This window comes from Sphingomonas naasensis (assembly GCF_004792695.1).
In the GTDB taxonomy this organism is placed as follows: Bacteria; Pseudomonadota; Alphaproteobacteria; order Sphingomonadales; family Sphingomonadaceae; genus Sphingomonas; species Sphingomonas naasensis.
The window spans coordinates 301,337-316,951 of sequence record NZ_SRXU01000003.1 but is presented as its reverse complement, the minus strand read 5'-3'; the positions used below and the strand labels follow the sequence as shown (position 1 = coordinate 316,951).

Below are 15,615 nucleotides of genomic sequence, written 5' to 3'. Positions count from 1 at the left end.
TCGCAAGGCTCCCTTTTGCGCCCGTTCGTGAAGCCGCAACATGACAGGATCGAGAATAGCCGCAACCCGGCGGCCGGTCAGTCGTAGGCCGTGACCAGCGCGCTCCACGCAAGCAGCGCGAGCAGTCCCCAGATCGTCAGCACGATCAGCACGCCGCCCCAGCTCACCGGCCGGCGCGTGGCGATCTCGGCCGCCGCTCTATGCTCGGCGAACTGGCCGGCGGGGATCATCTTCTCGAACAGCCAGATGCCGATCGGGATCAGGATCACGTCGTCGAGCAGTCCGATCACGGGGATGAAATCGGGGATGAGGTCGATCGGCGACAGCGCATAGGCGGCGACGAACAGGCCGAACAGCTTGGCATAAAGCGGTGTCCGCGGGTCGCGTACCGCGAGGTAGACGGCGTGCGCCTCGGTGCGGATGCGGTGCGCGAGCGATGGCCCCATGACCGATGGATCGCGCCCCGGGCGCACCCTGACAAGCCCTTATCGTCATTCCCGCGAAAGCGAGGACCCATCTCGTGCACGCGCAACGGGCACCGCCGGTGTATTCGCGTGCCGCGCGCCGTGGAGAGGGGGCTCCGCTTTCGCGGCGGTGACGGCATCATATCCGGGGGTCACGACTCCGCAGTGGTGCCCACCACGGCATGGCTGCCTTCCTCGCCGCCCTTGATCGTGCCGCCGAACAGCAGCTTGAGCTTGCCCGATACCGACATGTCGGTCTCCCACAGCTCGGCGGTGTCGATGTCGAAGCGCAGCAGCGCGAGGTTGGGATCGTCCTTGCCGCCCGGAAACCACGCCTCGACATGGCGGTTCCACAATTTCTCGATCATGCCGAAGTCGTTGTCGATCTTCGCGGTGCCGTCGAAGCAGGCGAAATAATCATGCCCCTTCGAGACGAAATGCGCCATCGCGCGCCCGCCCGGGGCGAGGCGATTGTCCTTGCCGATGAAGAAGAACAGCGTGTCGACCTGGTCGGGATCGAGCTGCGCGGTCAGCGGGATATGATGCTCGGGGCTGTCCATCAGCCCGATCATCACGAACGGGCTGTCGGCCAGCTTCTTCCACAGGTCCTGCTTGAGTTCGGCGGCGTCGGCCATGATTCACTCCCGGATTGCGTTCGGGAGAGTAACGGCGCGGGCGTTCAGGCGTTCCCCAGCGCAGCGGCGGCGCCGAGCAGCTCGAGGTCGGTCCGGTTGACCAGCGCGACGGGCACCTCGGAGAGCTGGCGGCGGAACGCGGCCTTGCCCTCCAGCCGGCGCCGGAAGCCGGGATCCATCAGCTGCGGATGCAGCGCGCGGGCGATCGCCCCGGTCAGGAACACCCCGTCCCACGCACCATAGGCCAGCGCGAGATCGCCGGCAAAGCTGCCGAGATGCTCGACGAACATCCGCACCACCGCAGTGCTCACCGGATCGCGCCCGACATTGCGCGTGACGTCCTCGGGCTTGTCGAGCTTCCTGCCGCCCGACAGCGCCTCATAGGCGAGCAGAAGCCCGGGGGCGCTCAGCAGCGTCTCGACATCGAACGGCAGGCCGCGCGCGGTGCAATGATCGGCGAATTTACGCTCGTCAGCGGTGCTCGCCGCGAACGACATGTGCCCCGCCTCGGTCTGGATCGCGCCGAGTCGGCCGTTGCTCGTCACCAGCGCCGCGACGCCGAGCCCGGTGCCGGTGCCGATCACGAGATAATTGCCGCCCGTCTCGACCAGCCGCGGCGTGGGTCCCTGCAGCGGTGTGAAGGCCGAAACCGGCAGCATGGTGAGCGCGAGCGCGTTGGCGGCGCATTCGTTGAGCGCGCGCGGGCGCGAGCGCAGCACCGCCTCGACGCCTGAAAGCGAGATGTACCAGCGGCTGCCGGTGAGGTTGATCAGGTCGCCGCGGACCGCACCGGCTACGGCGAGGACGCTCGGCAGCCGCGCTTCCTGCATGCCGACGCCGCTCAGATAGGCGACCAGCGCGCTGGTGAAGGTCGGGTGTTCGGCGGTCATGTATTTGCGCACGTCGCGCGGCATCATCCCCGCATCGCCGCCGGTCAGCCCGAATCGAACCGATTGGCGGCCGATATCGGCCACCAACGCCACGTCACCCGCCATTGCGGCCCCTCCTGTACGGCCCCCTTTTGGCGGAGGCTCCGGCACTGATATCGCTAACAGTCGTTACGGAAACAACAACGCCAGGCGATGGCAGCGTTGTCAAAGGCTAAAGAATGCAGCTTTGTTATGCAAGCCGTTGGGCAAACGACGGATTATTGCGCTGTCTGCAGACCGCCCGGCTGCGAGGGCAGGCGAGGATCGGGGCCATAGCGCAAGCCGCGTCCGGACGGCGGGAGAAAAACGATCGCGTAAAGGATGAGCACCGATGCGATCTGGAGCCGGCTTGCCCAGAGCGGCAGATCCGGGACGGTCGGCGACAGGAACGTCAGATGATGCCAATAGCTGAGAAACAGTGTGGCGGGCACCAGCGGCAGCGCGGGGAGACCCGGCAGCCCCGCATCATGCAGCCTCCGCGCAAGCAGCGTCGCGACCGGCGCGCAGGCGATCAGCTGGGCAGCGAACCGTGCGATGGTGATATCCCGGCCGGCCCCGAGCGGGTCGCGCAGATCCGCGGCCGGAAGCATCGCGACGACGCCCCCGCCAAAGTGACGACGATGAGCAAGCCAACAAAGGCGTTCGTGCGCGTCTCACGCCCGTGAAAGTCGAAGGCCTTGCGATAGGGCAAGGGTGATGGCGCCGAGAAACGCAACGCCCCGATTTGGCATGATCTCCATCCGGAGAGGGTGCCGCCGAGCGGCACCCTCGTCAACGCCTCAGAGAACCTCGAACAGTCCGGCCGCGCCCATGCCGCCGCCGATGCACATCGTCACGACGACGTACTTCGCGCCGCGGCGCTTGCCTTCGATCAGCGCATGGCCGGTCATCCGCGCGCCGCTCATGCCATAGGGGTGGCCGATCGAGATCGCGCCGCCATTGACGTTGAGCAGCTCGCCCGGGATGCCGAGCTTGTCCTGGCAATAGAGCACCTGCACCGCGAACGCCTCGTTGAGCTCCCACAGGCCGATATCGTCCATCTTGAGGTTGTAGCGCTCGAGCAGCTTCGGGATCGCGAAGACCGGGCCGATGCCCATCTCGTCGGGCTTGGTGCCGGCGACGGCCATGCCGACATAGCGGCCGAGCGGGGTGAGCCCGCGCTTGGAAGCGAGCGATTCCTCCATCAGCACGCTGGCCGAGCTGCCGTCCGAGAGCTGCGAGGCATTGCCGGCGGTGACGGTGCCGTTGGGCAGAACGGGATTGAGCCCCTTCAGGCCCTCCAGCGTGGTGTCGGCGCGGTTACCCTCGTCCTTTGCGAGCGTGACTTCCTTCTGGCTGACTTCCTTGGTCTCCTTGTTGACGACGTTCATCGTCGCGGTGACCGCGACGATCTCGTCGTCGAACTTGCCCGCGGCCTGCGCGGCGGCGGTGCGCTGCTGCGACTGAAGGGCATATTCGTCGCAGCGGTCGCGGCCGATGCCGTAGCGCGCGGCGACCACTTCGGCGGTCTGCAGCATCGGCATGTAGATGTCGCCGTGCATCGCGAGCAGCTCCCTGTCGGGCTCGACGCGCATCGCCGGAGTCTGGACGAGCGAGATGGACTCGACGCCGCCGCCGATCGCGATGTCCATATTGTCGACCACGATCTCCTTGGCGGCGGTGGCGATCGCCATCAGCCCCGAGGCGCACTGGCGATCGACCGACATGCCGGCCACCGAGACCGGCAGGCCCGCGCGAAGCAGTGCGGTGCGCGCGATATTGGCGGCCTGGCTGCCCTGCTGGAGCGCGGCGCCGAACACCACGTCCTGCACCTCGGCGGGATCGATCCCGGCCCGCTCGACCGCGGCGCGGATCGAGGCGGCGCCCAGCGTGGGGGCGGGAAGCGCATTGAACGCGCCGCGATAGGCGCGGCCGATCGGGGTGCGGGCGGTGGAGACGATGACTGCGGAGCGAGGCATGGGTTCTTCTCTCTTCTGCTCCCCTCCCTGCAAGGGAGGGGCTGGGGGTGGGTGCCGACGCGTCAGCGTCGGCTTCTTCTTCAGCGGAGGGAGGCTCGCCTGCGGCTCGCACCCACCCCCAACCCCTCCCCGGAAGGGGAGCGGCTTGTTGATCTCAAACGTAAACCAGCGCGATCCATTCGGCGATCAGCGCGGGCTTTTCCTCGCCCTCGATCTCGAGGACATATTGCTGGACCTGTTCCCAGACGCCGGGCTTGCGCTCGGTGAATTTCAGCAATGTGAAACGGCCGCGCACGCGCTTGCCGGAGCGGACCGGGGTCAGGAAACGAACTTCGTTGCCGCCGTAATTGACCCCCATCGTGGCGCCCGCGATCGACGGCGCGCCGGTCCTCGCGGCGAGCATCGGCATCAGCGAGAGCGACAGGAAGCCATGCGCGATCGTTCCGCCGAACGGCGTCTGCGCGGCGCGTTCGGGATCGACATGGATGAACTGGTGGTCGCCGGTCGCCTCGGCGAACTGGTCGATCATGCCCTGGGTGACCTCGACCCAGTCGGAGACGCGCTCGGTTCCGACGCTTTCGGCCATCTGCTGGACGCTGATCGTTTCCACCGAGACTATTCTCCCGCGCAATTTTCTTACATAGCCCGACCCCATCTAATGACCCCGGTGGGGCTCTCGCAAGCCTCACCCGACCGAGAATTTGAAAATGGCGACTGACGTAGCGTCCTCTCCTCGTGCAACCATGGCGAAGCTGCACCGCGCGGCCGAACCCGATGTTCTAAAGCCGCTGATCGAGCGCGCGCGGCTCACCCCCGAGTCGCGCGGACGGGTGATGGATCACGCGCTGGCGCTGCTCGCCGATCTGCGCGCGGCGCAGAATCGCGGCTGGGTGAACCAGTTCCTCCAGGAGTATCGGCTCAACTCGTCCGAGGGCGTCGCGCTGCTCAGCCTCGCCGAGGCGTTCCTGCGCGTTCCCGATCCCGAGACCGCCGACCTGCTGATCGCCGACAAATTGGGCGACGCCGACTGGAAGGCGCATGCTGGCCGGTCGAACTCGGCGCTGGTCAATTCGGCGACCTGGGGGCTGATGCTCGGCCGCGCGGTGGTCGGCGACAAGGAAGGCGCGCTGCGCCGGCTGATCAGCCGCGCCGGCGAGCCTTTCGTGCGCCAGGCGGTGGGCGCGGCGATGAAGATGATGGGCGAGGTCTTCGTGATGGGCCGCACCATCGACGAGGCGATGAAGCGGATGAAGAAACCCGAGCATCAGGGCTTCACCGCGAGCTTCGACATGCTCGGCGAGGCGGCGCGGACCAAGGCCGATGCCGAACGGTATTTCGAGGCCTATTTCGAGGCGATCCGCGCGGTCGGGCGCGATCCCAAGGCGGGGCATTCGATCTCGGTCAAGCTCAGCGCGCTCCACCCGCGCTACGAAGTCGCCCAATACGATAAATGCGTCCCCGAGCTCATCGACATGCTGGCGCAACTCGCTTCGGAGGCGTGCAGCCAGCGGATTCCGCTGACGGTCGATGCCGAGGAGAGCGAGCGGCTCGAGATGAGCCTCGACATCATCGGCGCAGTGGCGAAGCGGCCCGAATTGAAGGGCTGGGACGGGTTCGGCATGGCGGTGCAGGCCTATGGCAAGCGCGCCCGCGCGGTGATCGGCTGGGCCGATCAGCTCGGCCGGCCGATGCACGTCCGCCTCGTCAAGGGCGCCTATTGGGACAGTGAGATCAAGCGCACCCAGGTCGAGGGCCTGCCCGACTATCCGCTGTTCACCCGCAAGGCGGCGACCGACGTCTCGTACCTCGCCTGCGCGCGCGACATGCTCGACGCGAAGAACATCGTTCCCGCTTTCGCGAGCCACAATGCGCTCACCGTCGCGACGATCCTCGAATGGGCGGGCGAGAGCCGCGATTTCGAGTTCCAGCGGCTCCACGGCATGGGCGAGGGGCTGTATGAGCGGCTGGTCCGCGAGGAAGGCTATCATTGCCGGATCTACGCGCCGGTCGGCGGGCACCGGGATCTGCTCGCCTATCTCGTCCGTCGGCTGCTCGAGAACGGCGCCAATTCGAGCTTCGTCCACCAGCTCGCCGACGAGCATCTGAGCGAGGCCGAGCTGCTCGCCGATCCGGCCGAGAAGATCGCCGCGCTGGGCGGTTCGCGGCATCCGAGCATCCCGCTGCCGGTCGATCTGTTCGGTACGTGGAAGAACAGCGGCGGGATCGACTTGCAGGAGCGGGGCACGCTGCGCGACACCGCCGCGGCGATCGACATCACGCCGACCACGCTCACGGTCGCCAGTGCGAGCGCTGCGGATGCGAAGGCCGCGATCGATCGCGCAGCCGCGGCGGTCCCCGAATGGTCGGCCACGTCAATCGAACACCGCGCCGCGATCCTCGAGCGCCTTGCCGACAGCCTCGAGCACAATCGCATCGAGCTGATGGCGCTGGCGGTGAAAGAAGCGTTCAAGACGATCCCCGACGCGCTGGGCGAAGTGCGCGAGGCCGCCGATTTCTGCCGCTATTACGCCGCCCGCGCCCGCGCCGATCTGGCGACGGTGACGCTGCCGGGGCCGACCGGCGAGCGCAACGAGCTGCGGATGGAGGGCCGCGGCGTCTGGGCCACGATCGCGCCGTGGAACTTCCCGCTGGCGATCTTCCTCGGGCAGACAGTCGCGGCGCTGGTGACGGGCAACACCGTGGTCGCCAAGCCCGCCCCGCAGACTCCCCAGATCGCGGCGCTCGCGGTCAAGCTGGCTTGGGAAGCCGGCGTGCCCGAGGACGCGCTGATTCTCGTCCCCGGCGGGCCCGAGGTCGGTGCAGCGATCACCGCCGATCCGCGCATCGCCGGCGTCGCCTTCACCGGCTCGACCCCGACTGCGAAGAAGATCGCGCGCGCGCTGCTCGAAGGCGAGGATCGCCCGATCGTGCCGCTGATCGCCGAGACCGGCGGGATCAACGCGATGATCGTCGACTCGACCGCGCTGCCCGAACAGGTCGTCGCCGATGTGCTGACCTCGTCGTTCCGCTCGGCCGGTCAGCGCTGCTCGGCGCTGCGTCTGCTGCTCCTGCAGGAGGAGATCGCCGACACGGTGATTGCGATGTTGCGCGGCGCGATGGAGACGCTGGTGATCGGCGATCCCGGCGATCCCGCCACCGACGTCGGCCCGGTGATCGACCAGCCGGCCTATGACAGGCTGATGGCCTATCGCGAGAGCAGCAAGGGCAAGTGGCTCAAGACCCTGCCGGTGCCGGCCCAAGGCTTGTTCGTACCGCCAACGATGCTCCGGCTCGACTCGCTGGAGGCGCTGGACCGCGAATGGTTCGGCCCGATCCTCCATGTCGCGACGTGGAAAGCCGGCCAACTCGAGGAGACGATTGCCCGGGTCAATGCCAAGGGCTTCGGCCTGACGATGGGGCTGCACAGCCGCATCGCCCGCTCGGGCGAGATCGCCGAGGCGCGCGCGCGGGTGGGCAATCTCTATATCAACCGCTCGATGATCGGTGCGGTGGTTGGCTCGCAGCCCTTCGGCGGCGAGGGCCTGTCGGGCACCGGCCCCAAGGCCGGCGGCCCGCACTATCTCCAGCGCTTCTGCGCCGAGCGCTCGGTCTCGGTCGACACGACCAGCGCCGGCGGCAATGCGACGCTGCTTTCGCTTGACGAAGGCGGCATCTGACGTGCCAAATTCCCCCCGGGGCCGATTCCCGGCCCAAGGGGGAAGGGCATGGTGAAATGGGGGAGCAGCGCGGCGGCGCTGGCATTGATGTGCGTCGCGGTGCCGCTGGCCGCGAAGGACACGCCGAAAGGCGAGGCAGCCGCGGCGTCGCCCGGGCTGCCGCCGGCGATGGTGGCGCTCGAGAAGAGCCTGCATCCGCAGAGCGGCGACGTGCGCATCCCCGAGGCCAAGGCGGTGCTGCACCTCGGCGATCGCTATTATTTCCTGCCCGCCGCCGAGGCGAAGCGCGTGCTGGTCGAGGCGTGGCACAATCCGCCCGAGACCGGGGACGGCGTGCTCGGGCTCGTGCTCGCGAAGGACACGACGATCTTCGACAATGTCTGGGGGGCGGTGATCAGCTATGAGGACACCGGCCATGTCGACGATGCCGATGCGCGGAGCCAGGATTACGGCACCGTGCTCAAGGGCATGCAGGACGGCACCGAGCAGCAGAACGCCGATCGCAAACAGGCCGGCTATCCCGCGATGCACCTCGTCGGCTGGGCGCAGCCGCCCTCCTATGACGGCGTCAACCATTCGCTGATCTGGGCGCGCGAGCTCGCCGTCGAGGGCGATCCGGCCAACGGCCTCAACTACGACGTCCGCCTGCTCGGCCGCACCGGGGTGCTCAGCCTCAACATGCTCGCCTCGATGAAGGATATCGGCGACGTCCGTTCGGCGGCGCAGAGCTTCGGGCGTTCGGTGAGCTTCGAGCCGGGCGGCGGCTATAGCGACTTCAACGCGTCGACCGACAAGGCCGCCGAATACGGCCTTGCCGGGCTCGTCGCCGGCGGTGTCGCGGTCGGCGTCGCCAAGAAGGTCGGGCTGCTCGCGATCTTCCTCAAATTCGGCAAGGTGATCCTGCTCGGCGTCGCCGCGTTCGGTGCCGCCGCATGGGGCGCGGTGCGCAAATTCTTCGGCCGCAAGGACGAAGAGACGATCTAGGCCGGCCCCTCCGCGAGCGGCTTGTCGCCGCGCGCTGCGAGGTCGGCGAGCAGCGCGCGGATCGCCCAGTCGCAGGTGCGGGCGATATCGCCTCCGGAAAGGCCCCATTGGTCGCGCATCTCGAGCCATGCCGAGGTGTGGAGGAATTGCAGCATCGCGGTCGCGCGCACCCGATCCTCCTCGGGCAGCGCCGCGACCGCGTCGCGCGTGGCGGCGGCATAGGCAGCGACCCGCGCCTCGCGGTCGGCGAGCCGGGCGGCGCGGCCCTGCGGAGTCGAGCGGATCACCGTGGCGACCGGCGCGATCCGGTCGAACCCCTCGTAGATCGCGGGCAGAGTGGCGAGCAGTTCGTCGGTCGAGCCAGGATAATGGACGCCCGGCCCGGCCAGCGCGGTCACCCGTTCGCGCAACGCGCGCAGCAGCGATTCCTGATCGGGATAATAGCGGTAGACGGTGCGGCGCGACACTCCGGAGCGCGTCGCGACCGCGTCATGATTCACCCGCACATCCTCCGCCAGCAGCGCCACCAGCGCATCGCCGATCTTCGCGCGGGTATGGGCATTGTCCGGGCCCTCGGGCTTTGCCGGGTCGGCGAGCAGGAATTTCCGTTTGTGCATGGGACTCCCAATAGATGCGACACAAAATGTGTCAAATGCGAATTGACACGATTTGTGCCATGCGTATTAGCGGCGCCATACACGCAACAGGGAGTGTGCAATGCTGTTTCATCTTTCGATCGATGCCGATGATCCGCGACGCGTGGCACAAGTGATCGCCGAGCTGTGGGGTGGAGTCGCCAGTCCGTTTCCGCCCGTGATCGACGGCAGCTGGATCGCGATGGCGGGCGACGATCGCAACACCGCGGTCGAGGTCTACCCGCGCGGCACCGAGCTGGTCGAAGCCGAGGGAGACGCCGATGCGGTCGGCGCGATCGGAGGCAATGGCCGCCATTCGTCGACGCACTTCGCGATGGCGACCGCGATGGGCGTCGAGCAGGTGCTGGCGATTGCGAAGCGCGAGGGCTGGCCCGCCAAGTACCGCAAGCGCGGCGGCGCGTTCGGGGTGCTCGAGCTGTGGATCGAGGGCAGCCGGATGATCGAGGTGCTCACCCCCGAGATGCAGGCCGAATATCGCGCGACGATGACCGTCGCCGGCTGGAACGGTTTCCTCGCCTCGGTCGGGATGGCGAACGCGTGAGGCTCAGCCGCCGCCGTTGACGTGGAGGATGTTGCCGTCGGGATCCTTGAACCAGATCGCGCGGAAATCGCCCTTCACATGCACGCCGTCGCGGACCGCGTCGAACCCGTCGGGATATTCGTCGAGCGTCACTCCGGCGCCGCGCAGCTCGGCGGCGATCGCTTCGACATCTCCGCCGGCGCCCCATACCGCCGCATTGGCCTTGTTGGTGCCGGCGAAGTCGCTGCGATAGATGTTGAGCAGGCTCTCGCCGGTAGTGACGGTGAACACGTCGCCATGATCGGCGGCGAGCGGCAGGCCGAGCGTCTCCGTGTAGAAGCGCTTTGCCGCATCGATGTCGCTGCACGCGACGATCGCGGCCGAGGTCTTGTCCTTGAGCACGGCTATTCCTCCTTCTCCTGGATCGGCGGGAACGGGCGTTCGGGCGCGATCATGTTGAGCTGGGTCGGATAGGCGAAAGTGATCTTGTGATCGCGGAACCGCGCGAGGATCGCCGCGGCGACCTTGTCGCGGGCGTCGGCGGGGAAATCGATGCCGTTCGATTCGAACTCGACGTCATAATCGAGGCCGCTCGCGCTGAACCCGGTGATCCCGCCATGATTGAGCTTGTAGCCTTGGCCCTCGACGGCGTCGCGGAGCAGCCCGGGAAGCGAATCCACCACTTCGGGCGGCGTATCGAAGCCGAGGTTGAAGACGAATTTGAAGCGGTTGCGGATGCGATCGCTGGTGTTGAGGATCTCGTTGTCGAGCAGCTTGCGGTTCGAGACGATGCGCAGCTCGCCGGCGGCGCCGCGCAGCCGGGTCGATTTGAGCCCGATCTGCTCGACCACGCCTTCGCTCGGTCCGAACTTGATGTTGTCGCCGAGCCGGAACGGCCGGTCGAAGATGATCGACAGCGCCGCGATCAGGTCGCCGAAGATGCCCTGCGCGGCAAGGCCGATCGCGATGCCGCCGATGCCGAGGCCGGCGACGAGGCCGGTGACGTTCACGCCGAGATTGCTCAGCACCATCACCAGCGCGATCGCGAACAGCACGATGGTGACGAGCAGGCGGATGATGCCGAGCGCGCTGGCGAGGCCGGTCCCGGCATCGTCGCCATGGGTGCGGTGCTCGACCAGTCCGAAGATCACCTCGCGCACCCAGATCGCCGCCTGGAACACCGCGGCGATGGTGAAGAGGAACTGGATCGTGCTCTCGACGATCGGCGGCGCCCCCGAATATTTGGAGACCAGCCGCAGCGCGACCATGATGATGAAGAAGGTGCCGGTCTTGGCCACCGCGCGGCCGAAGATCGAATACCAGTTGGCGACGCCTTCGCCGCGCTTGCACAGCCGCAGGCCCCAGCTGCGCGCCGCATAGAGCGCGAGGATGATCGCGGTGGCGATGCCGGCCGCGATCAGGATATTGAGCCAGTGCGACTGGACCCAGATCGACGAATCCCGAACCAGAACCTCGGTCTGCGTCTGGAGATCATAGTCGGGGAGAAGCGGGGAGGTCTTGTTGGTCATGCGGTACTCAGGCTGCCTTGGCTCGGGGGGCGGCGACGTCCTCTTCGAGAAAGGCGATCAGACCGCGTTCGTAACGATTGAGGTAGCGGGTGGCGCGCGGCAGGTGCAAGCGATCGCGGAATTCGGCCTGCGCCGCCTTGTCCTTGGCCAGCTCGATCAGCCGCGGATGGACATAGGATTTGCGCGCGATCGAGGGCGTGTTGCCCAGCGCCTCGGTCACCGGCTCGAGCATCGTCTTGATGCCGAGATATTCGTCGGCGCTGGCGAGCGCGGCGAAGGCGATCACGCTGGCGCCCCAGGTGCGGAAGTGCTTGGCGGTGAAATCGTCCGCCATCGCCTCGCGGATATAGGCGTTGACGTCGGTCGAGGTGACCGGATGCGCCTCGCCGGCCTCGTCGAGCCAGCGGAAGAGATGCTGGCCGGGCAGGTCCTGGCAGCGCTTGACGAAGCGGGACAGCGACCGGTCGGTGATCGTCATCACCCGCAGCTTGCCCGATTTGGCGCGGAACTGGAGCTTGAGCGTCTGCCCCCGCACCTTGGCGTGGCGCTTGCGCAGCGTGGTGGCGCCGAAGCTCTTGTTCTCCTGCGCATAGGCTTCGTTGCCGACGCGGATCGTGCCGAGATCGAGCAGCCGCACCACCGCCGCGACCGCCTTGGCCTTGCACAGCCCGCGGAGCTTGAGATCGGCCTCGACCTGCGCGCGCAGCTTCGGCAGCTTGTGCCCGAAGCCGGCGCAGCGATCATATTTCGCCGCTTCCTGCGCCTCGCGGAATTCGGTGTGATAGCGATATTGCTTCCGCCCGCGATCGTCCCAGCCCACCGCCTGGATATGGCCATGGGGATCGGGACAGAACCAGGCGTCGCGATAGGCGGGGGGAAGGCCGATCTTGTTCAGCCGGTCGATCTCGTCGCGATCGGTGATCCGCGCGCCGTCCGGGCCCCAATAGCCCCAGCCGTGGCGCACCTTGCGCCGCGTGATTCCTGCTTCCTGATCATCGACATAGACGATGGCGTCGCGCGACATCCGGCCTCCTCGCTCGCCCCGCTGAATGCGCGGCCCGCCGCTTCGTTCCGGAACCTGCGAGGGGGTGAAGATGTTTGGCGGCGAACTCCCCCGGGAAAAAGAGGAACCCCTCGATGGTCGACTTGTCCAAGGCGCGTGTGCTGATGCTTGCCACCAACGGTTTCGAACAGTCCGAGCTGTTCGAGCCACGCCAGGCGTTGCGCGATGCGGGCGCGGAGGTGACGCTGGCATCGCTCACGCCCGATCCGATCACCGGCGAGAAAGGCGGGGAGAAAGGTGAGAGCATCACCCCCGACACGGTGATCGATCGGGTCGATACCGGCGACTATCAGGCGCTGGTGCTGCCCGGCGGCGTCGCCAATCCCGACAAGCTCCGCATGAACAAGCGCGCGGTGGAGATCGTCCGCGAGTTCGTCGATGCCGACAAGATCGTCGCGGCGATCTGCCATGCGCCGTGGCTGCTGGTCGAGGCCGATGTCGTCGACGGCAAGCGCGCGACGAGCTGGCCGTCGCTGCGCACCGATCTCGCCAACGCCGGGGCGAGCGTGCTCGACGAGGCCGTGGTGGTCGACGGCAAGCTGATCACCAGCCGCAAGCCCGACGACATCCCGATGTTCAACCGGGCGCTGATCCAGTGCCTCGAGAGCGAGTTGGTGACCGCCTGAACGCCAGCCCGTTCAGCCAGCGCTGCGCCGGCCGCTCGACCAAATGGTAGAGTGCCGCCGAGCCGGCGAGAACGAGCGCGCAATAGAGCGCGACGAACGGCCAGCCGATGCGGTGGCTGGCGTCGACAAAGGCGAGCTTGAAGGCGACCCACAGCAGGAAGTGGCCGAGATAGGTCGCGTAGCTGATCTCGCCGAGATAATGGAGCGGCGCAGCCTCGAGCGGGTTGCGGGCACGACCGGCGCTCAGCGCGAGCGCCAGCAGCAGCGCGGCGAAGGCGACGGGCACCGCCAGCGTTTCGGGCGCGCCCGCGGTCCAGCCGGCGAACGCGAGCGCCGCGATACCCGCGGCGGCCAGCGCTGGCACGCGCCACCGCGCGCGCCAGCGCAGCCACAGCGCGCCGATCGCGGTGCCGCAGGCGAATTCGAGGATGCAGCGGATCAGCCCGAGCCGCGGAATCTGCGCGCCGAGCGTCGCCGCGCCGAAGCGGTCGAAGATGAAATGGAGCAGCACCAGCAGCGCGGCGATCGCCCCGAGCACGGCTGCCGTCGGCACCCGCCGCCAGTCGATCGTCAGCACCAGCAGCGGGAACAGCAGATAGGCGGCGAGCTCGCACGAGATCGACCAGGCGGGGTCGTTCCATGCGAGCGTCCGGGTGAAGCCCCAATTCTGGAGCAGCGCAACGTGCAGCGGCAGCTCGGCGAGCGGGAATTGCGGCGTCTCGCGCCCGGTCGCGCGTAGCGCCAGCGCCAGTGCCAGCGCGACGCCGAGCATGAACAGATGCAGCGGCCAGATCCGCGCGACGCGCCGCCGGAGGAATTCGGGGATCGCGGCCATCCCGCCGCCGCGCACCCGCGCGGACCAGCTCATCCAGATCACGAAGCCCGAAAGCAGGAAGAAGAAGTCGACCGCCAGATAACCCTTGGCGAGCACCGCCTCGGCCGCGGGCGGCAGCCCGGCGATCGACAGGCGGACATGGTAGAGCACCACCAGCCACGCCGCGATACCGCGGACCGAGGTCAGCGCCCTGAGCTCGCTCTTCACGCGATCGCCGTCCGCGCCTTGCGCAGCGGCCGCCACGCGCTCTCGGCCCGCTTGCGCGCGCAATAGGTGTCGAGCCCGATCTGCGCGCCGATCAGCATGTAGACGAAGGGCTGGAAGGCGATCGCGATGAAGGTCGCGCCGAGCATGTAGACGAAATGCGCGTTCTGCAGCGCCGAGGCGAGCGGCGCGATCCATTCCTGCCCGGGCTCGGGCTTGCGATAGCGCCGGCGCAGCACTTCCATGCGGAACAGCCCGGCAAGGTTGATCAGCAGCCAGATCGCCAGCCCCGGATAGCCCTGCTCGCCGAGCATCTCGAAATAGGCGCTGTGATAGGCGCGGGCCTTGTCGACCTCGAGGTTGCGCTCGACCTTGGCGACGCCGCCGCCTTCGCCTTCCACCGCCACCTTCTCGTAGCGGATGCGGTTCTGGCGATAGGCCTCGAAGCCGCCGCCCATCGGGTGGGTCTTCACATAGTCCATCGTCCACTGCCAGACGGCGATACGGGTCGAGGCCGAGGCATCGGCCTGATAGGTCTTGATCGTCCCCATCCGCTCGGTGAACGACGAGGGGAGGAGGGGGATCGCCGCGAGCCCGAGGCAGCCGAGCGCGGTGAGGTAGACGAACTTGCGCCTGGTATCGCGGATCATCAGCAGCGCGAGCAGCCCGATGCAGAGCAGCCCGGTGCGCGTCGAGGTGCCGACCGGGATCAGCAGGCAGGCGAAGATCAGCGCATAGCTGAAGCCCTTCACGCGCCAGTCGGGGGCGAAGATCGTGCCGAAGCGGGTGAACCAGACGATCAGCGGGATGATCGCGATCGCCACGGTCGAGATCGTCGAGCCTTCGTAGAGCCCCGAATTGTTGGTCACCATCAGGTTGAGCTCGCCATATCCGCCGCCCGAGCCGAGCGTCTTGATCCCGCCGACGATGATGATCGACGCGGCCGAGAGGATCATGAACAGCAGCAGCGATTCGATGCGCAGGCGGGTGCGCAAGGTCAGCGGCAGGAAGGCGGCGAAGACCAGCGCTTTCCACACCCATTCCCATTTATCCCTCGCCTCGATCGGGAAATCGGCGTGGAGCGTGGTGTAGAAGCAATAGCCGAGCAGCAGCAGGATCAGGAATTGGCGCGGCGCGACGCGGACGTCGCGCTTGTCGTCGAAGGCGAGCCAGCCGAGCACCGCCAGCGCCACCGCGATCATCGAGATCGGCACCGAGTTGAGCAGCAGATAGGTCAGCCGCTGCGGCGAGACGATGTCGATATAGGCATAGGCGAGCACGAACAGGAACGGCCGGCGAAAGCCGGTGGCGAGCAACGCCGCGAGGAAGGCGATGAAGGCGAGATCACGCACCGGGCTTGCCCCAGCGGCGCTTCTTCGGATTGCCCGCCTGATCGCGCGGCCCGGGCTCGTGGTCGAGATCCGGCCGGCGCAGCAGCAGCAACGCGGCGAGCAGCATCAGCCCATGCGAGAGCCCGAGCGCAAAATTGTCGATCATGTTCGCCCGCGCGCTCCTTCCGGTGGCGGTGTAGCGCG

At 67.5% G+C, this 15,615-nt stretch carries 17 protein-coding genes; 4 read left to right on the top strand and 13 right to left on the bottom strand.

Going from position 1 to position 15,615, the window contains the following annotated elements:
- Positions 1-77: 77 nt before the first annotated feature.
- The 6 genes from E5A74_RS09350 to E5A74_RS09325 all read right to left on the bottom strand — a co-directional run bounded on the left by E5A74_RS09350 (position 78) and on the right by E5A74_RS09325 (position 4,596).
- Entirely contained in the window at positions 78-446 is a 369-nt protein-coding gene (locus E5A74_RS09350) for a YkvA family protein (protein WP_135984109.1), read from the bottom strand.
- A gap of 170 nt (positions 447-616) precedes the next feature.
- Complete coding sequence (locus E5A74_RS09345) at positions 617-1,099, bottom strand: pyridoxamine 5'-phosphate oxidase family protein (RefSeq protein WP_135984107.1); 483 nt, start codon at positions 1,097-1,099, stop codon at positions 617-619.
- 44 nt (positions 1,100-1,143) lie between these two features.
- On the bottom strand, positions 1,144-2,094 hold the full coding sequence (locus tag E5A74_RS09340; RefSeq protein WP_135984105.1) for a glucokinase: 951 nt from the start codon (positions 2,092-2,094) through the stop codon (positions 1,144-1,146).
- Positions 2,095-2,246: 152 nt separating this feature from the next.
- Positions 2,247-2,618, bottom strand: coding sequence for a DUF805 domain-containing protein (locus tag E5A74_RS09335; protein WP_135984103.1), 372 nt, complete (start codon positions 2,616-2,618; stop codon positions 2,247-2,249).
- 189 nt (positions 2,619-2,807) lie between these two features.
- Entirely contained in the window at positions 2,808-3,986 is a 1,179-nt protein-coding gene (locus E5A74_RS09330) for an acetyl-CoA C-acyltransferase (protein ID WP_135984101.1), read from the bottom strand.
- 154 nt (positions 3,987-4,140) lie between these two features.
- Positions 4,141-4,596, bottom strand: a complete 456-nt coding sequence (locus E5A74_RS09325) for a MaoC family dehydratase (RefSeq protein ID WP_135984098.1) — start codon at positions 4,594-4,596, stop codon at positions 4,141-4,143.
- 133 nt (positions 4,597-4,729) lie between these two features.
- On the opposite strand from E5A74_RS09325, the gene E5A74_RS09320 reads away from it, so the two are divergent.
- Both E5A74_RS09320 and E5A74_RS09315 read left to right on the top strand, forming a co-directional pair.
- Entirely contained in the window at positions 4,730-7,663 is a 2,934-nt protein-coding gene (locus tag E5A74_RS09320; RefSeq protein ID WP_135984096.1) for an L-glutamate gamma-semialdehyde dehydrogenase, read from the top strand.
- A gap of 48 nt (positions 7,664-7,711) precedes the next feature.
- Positions 7,712-8,647, top strand: a complete 936-nt coding sequence (locus tag E5A74_RS09315; RefSeq protein WP_135984094.1) for a DUF2167 domain-containing protein — start codon at positions 7,712-7,714, stop codon at positions 8,645-8,647.
- On the opposite strand, the gene E5A74_RS09310 is transcribed toward E5A74_RS09315, so the two are convergent.
- Positions 8,644-9,264 carry a TetR/AcrR family transcriptional regulator gene (locus E5A74_RS09310; RefSeq protein ID WP_135984092.1) on the bottom strand — a complete coding sequence of 207 codons (621 nt, stop codon included), beginning with the start codon at positions 9,262-9,264 and terminating at the stop codon, positions 8,644-8,646. The two genes, E5A74_RS09315 and E5A74_RS09310, sit on opposite strands and share 4 nt — an antisense overlap.
- Positions 9,265-9,364: 100 nt before the next feature.
- Between E5A74_RS09310 and E5A74_RS09305 the strand changes: the two genes are divergently transcribed.
- Entirely contained in the window at positions 9,365-9,844 is a 480-nt protein-coding gene (locus tag E5A74_RS09305) for a hypothetical protein (RefSeq protein WP_135984090.1), read from the top strand.
- Between the two features lie 3 nt (positions 9,845-9,847).
- Here E5A74_RS09305 and E5A74_RS09300 read toward each other — a convergent pair whose 3' ends face one another.
- From E5A74_RS09300 to E5A74_RS09290, 3 genes are read right to left on the bottom strand one after another with little or no spacing between them, the layout of a single operon-like run.
- Positions 9,848-10,225: a VOC family protein gene (locus E5A74_RS09300; protein ID WP_135984088.1), complete on the bottom strand. Its 378-nt coding sequence runs from the start codon at positions 10,223-10,225 to the stop codon at positions 9,848-9,850.
- 2 nt (positions 10,226-10,227) lie between these two features.
- A complete protein-coding gene (locus E5A74_RS09295) occupies positions 10,228-11,352 on the bottom strand; it encodes a mechanosensitive ion channel family protein (protein ID WP_135984086.1) in 1,125 nt (374 codons plus the stop codon).
- Positions 11,353-11,359: 7 nt separating this feature from the next.
- Positions 11,360-12,376, bottom strand: a complete 1,017-nt coding sequence (locus E5A74_RS09290; RefSeq protein ID WP_135984084.1) for a DNA topoisomerase IB — start codon at positions 12,374-12,376, stop codon at positions 11,360-11,362.
- Between the two features lie 113 nt (positions 12,377-12,489).
- Here E5A74_RS09290 and E5A74_RS09285 point away from each other — a divergent pair, with 113 nt between their 5' ends.
- Positions 12,490-13,041 carry a type 1 glutamine amidotransferase domain-containing protein gene (locus E5A74_RS09285; protein ID WP_135984082.1) on the top strand — a complete coding sequence of 184 codons (552 nt, stop codon included), beginning with the start codon at positions 12,490-12,492 and terminating at the stop codon, positions 13,039-13,041.
- On the opposite strand, the gene E5A74_RS09280 is transcribed toward E5A74_RS09285, so the two are convergent.
- The 3 genes from E5A74_RS09280 to E5A74_RS20900 are packed head-to-tail and all read right to left on the bottom strand — an operon-like array spanning position 12,992 to position 15,577.
- Positions 12,992-14,083 (bottom strand): acyltransferase family protein, encoded by a 1,092-nt coding sequence (locus tag E5A74_RS09280; RefSeq protein ID WP_135984080.1) that lies wholly within the window; start codon positions 14,081-14,083, stop codon positions 12,992-12,994. The genes E5A74_RS09285 and E5A74_RS09280 overlap by 50 nt on opposite strands.
- Positions 14,080-15,432 (bottom strand): putative O-glycosylation ligase, exosortase A system-associated, encoded by a 1,353-nt coding sequence (locus E5A74_RS21120; RefSeq protein WP_135984077.1) that lies wholly within the window; start codon positions 15,430-15,432, stop codon positions 14,080-14,082. The genes E5A74_RS09280 and E5A74_RS21120 overlap by 4 nt, the downstream gene beginning before the upstream one ends.
- Positions 15,425-15,577, bottom strand: a complete 153-nt coding sequence (locus E5A74_RS20900; protein WP_166745712.1) for a hypothetical protein — start codon at positions 15,575-15,577, stop codon at positions 15,425-15,427. The genes E5A74_RS21120 and E5A74_RS20900 overlap by 8 nt, the downstream gene beginning before the upstream one ends.
- Positions 15,578-15,615 lie beyond the last annotated feature (38 nt).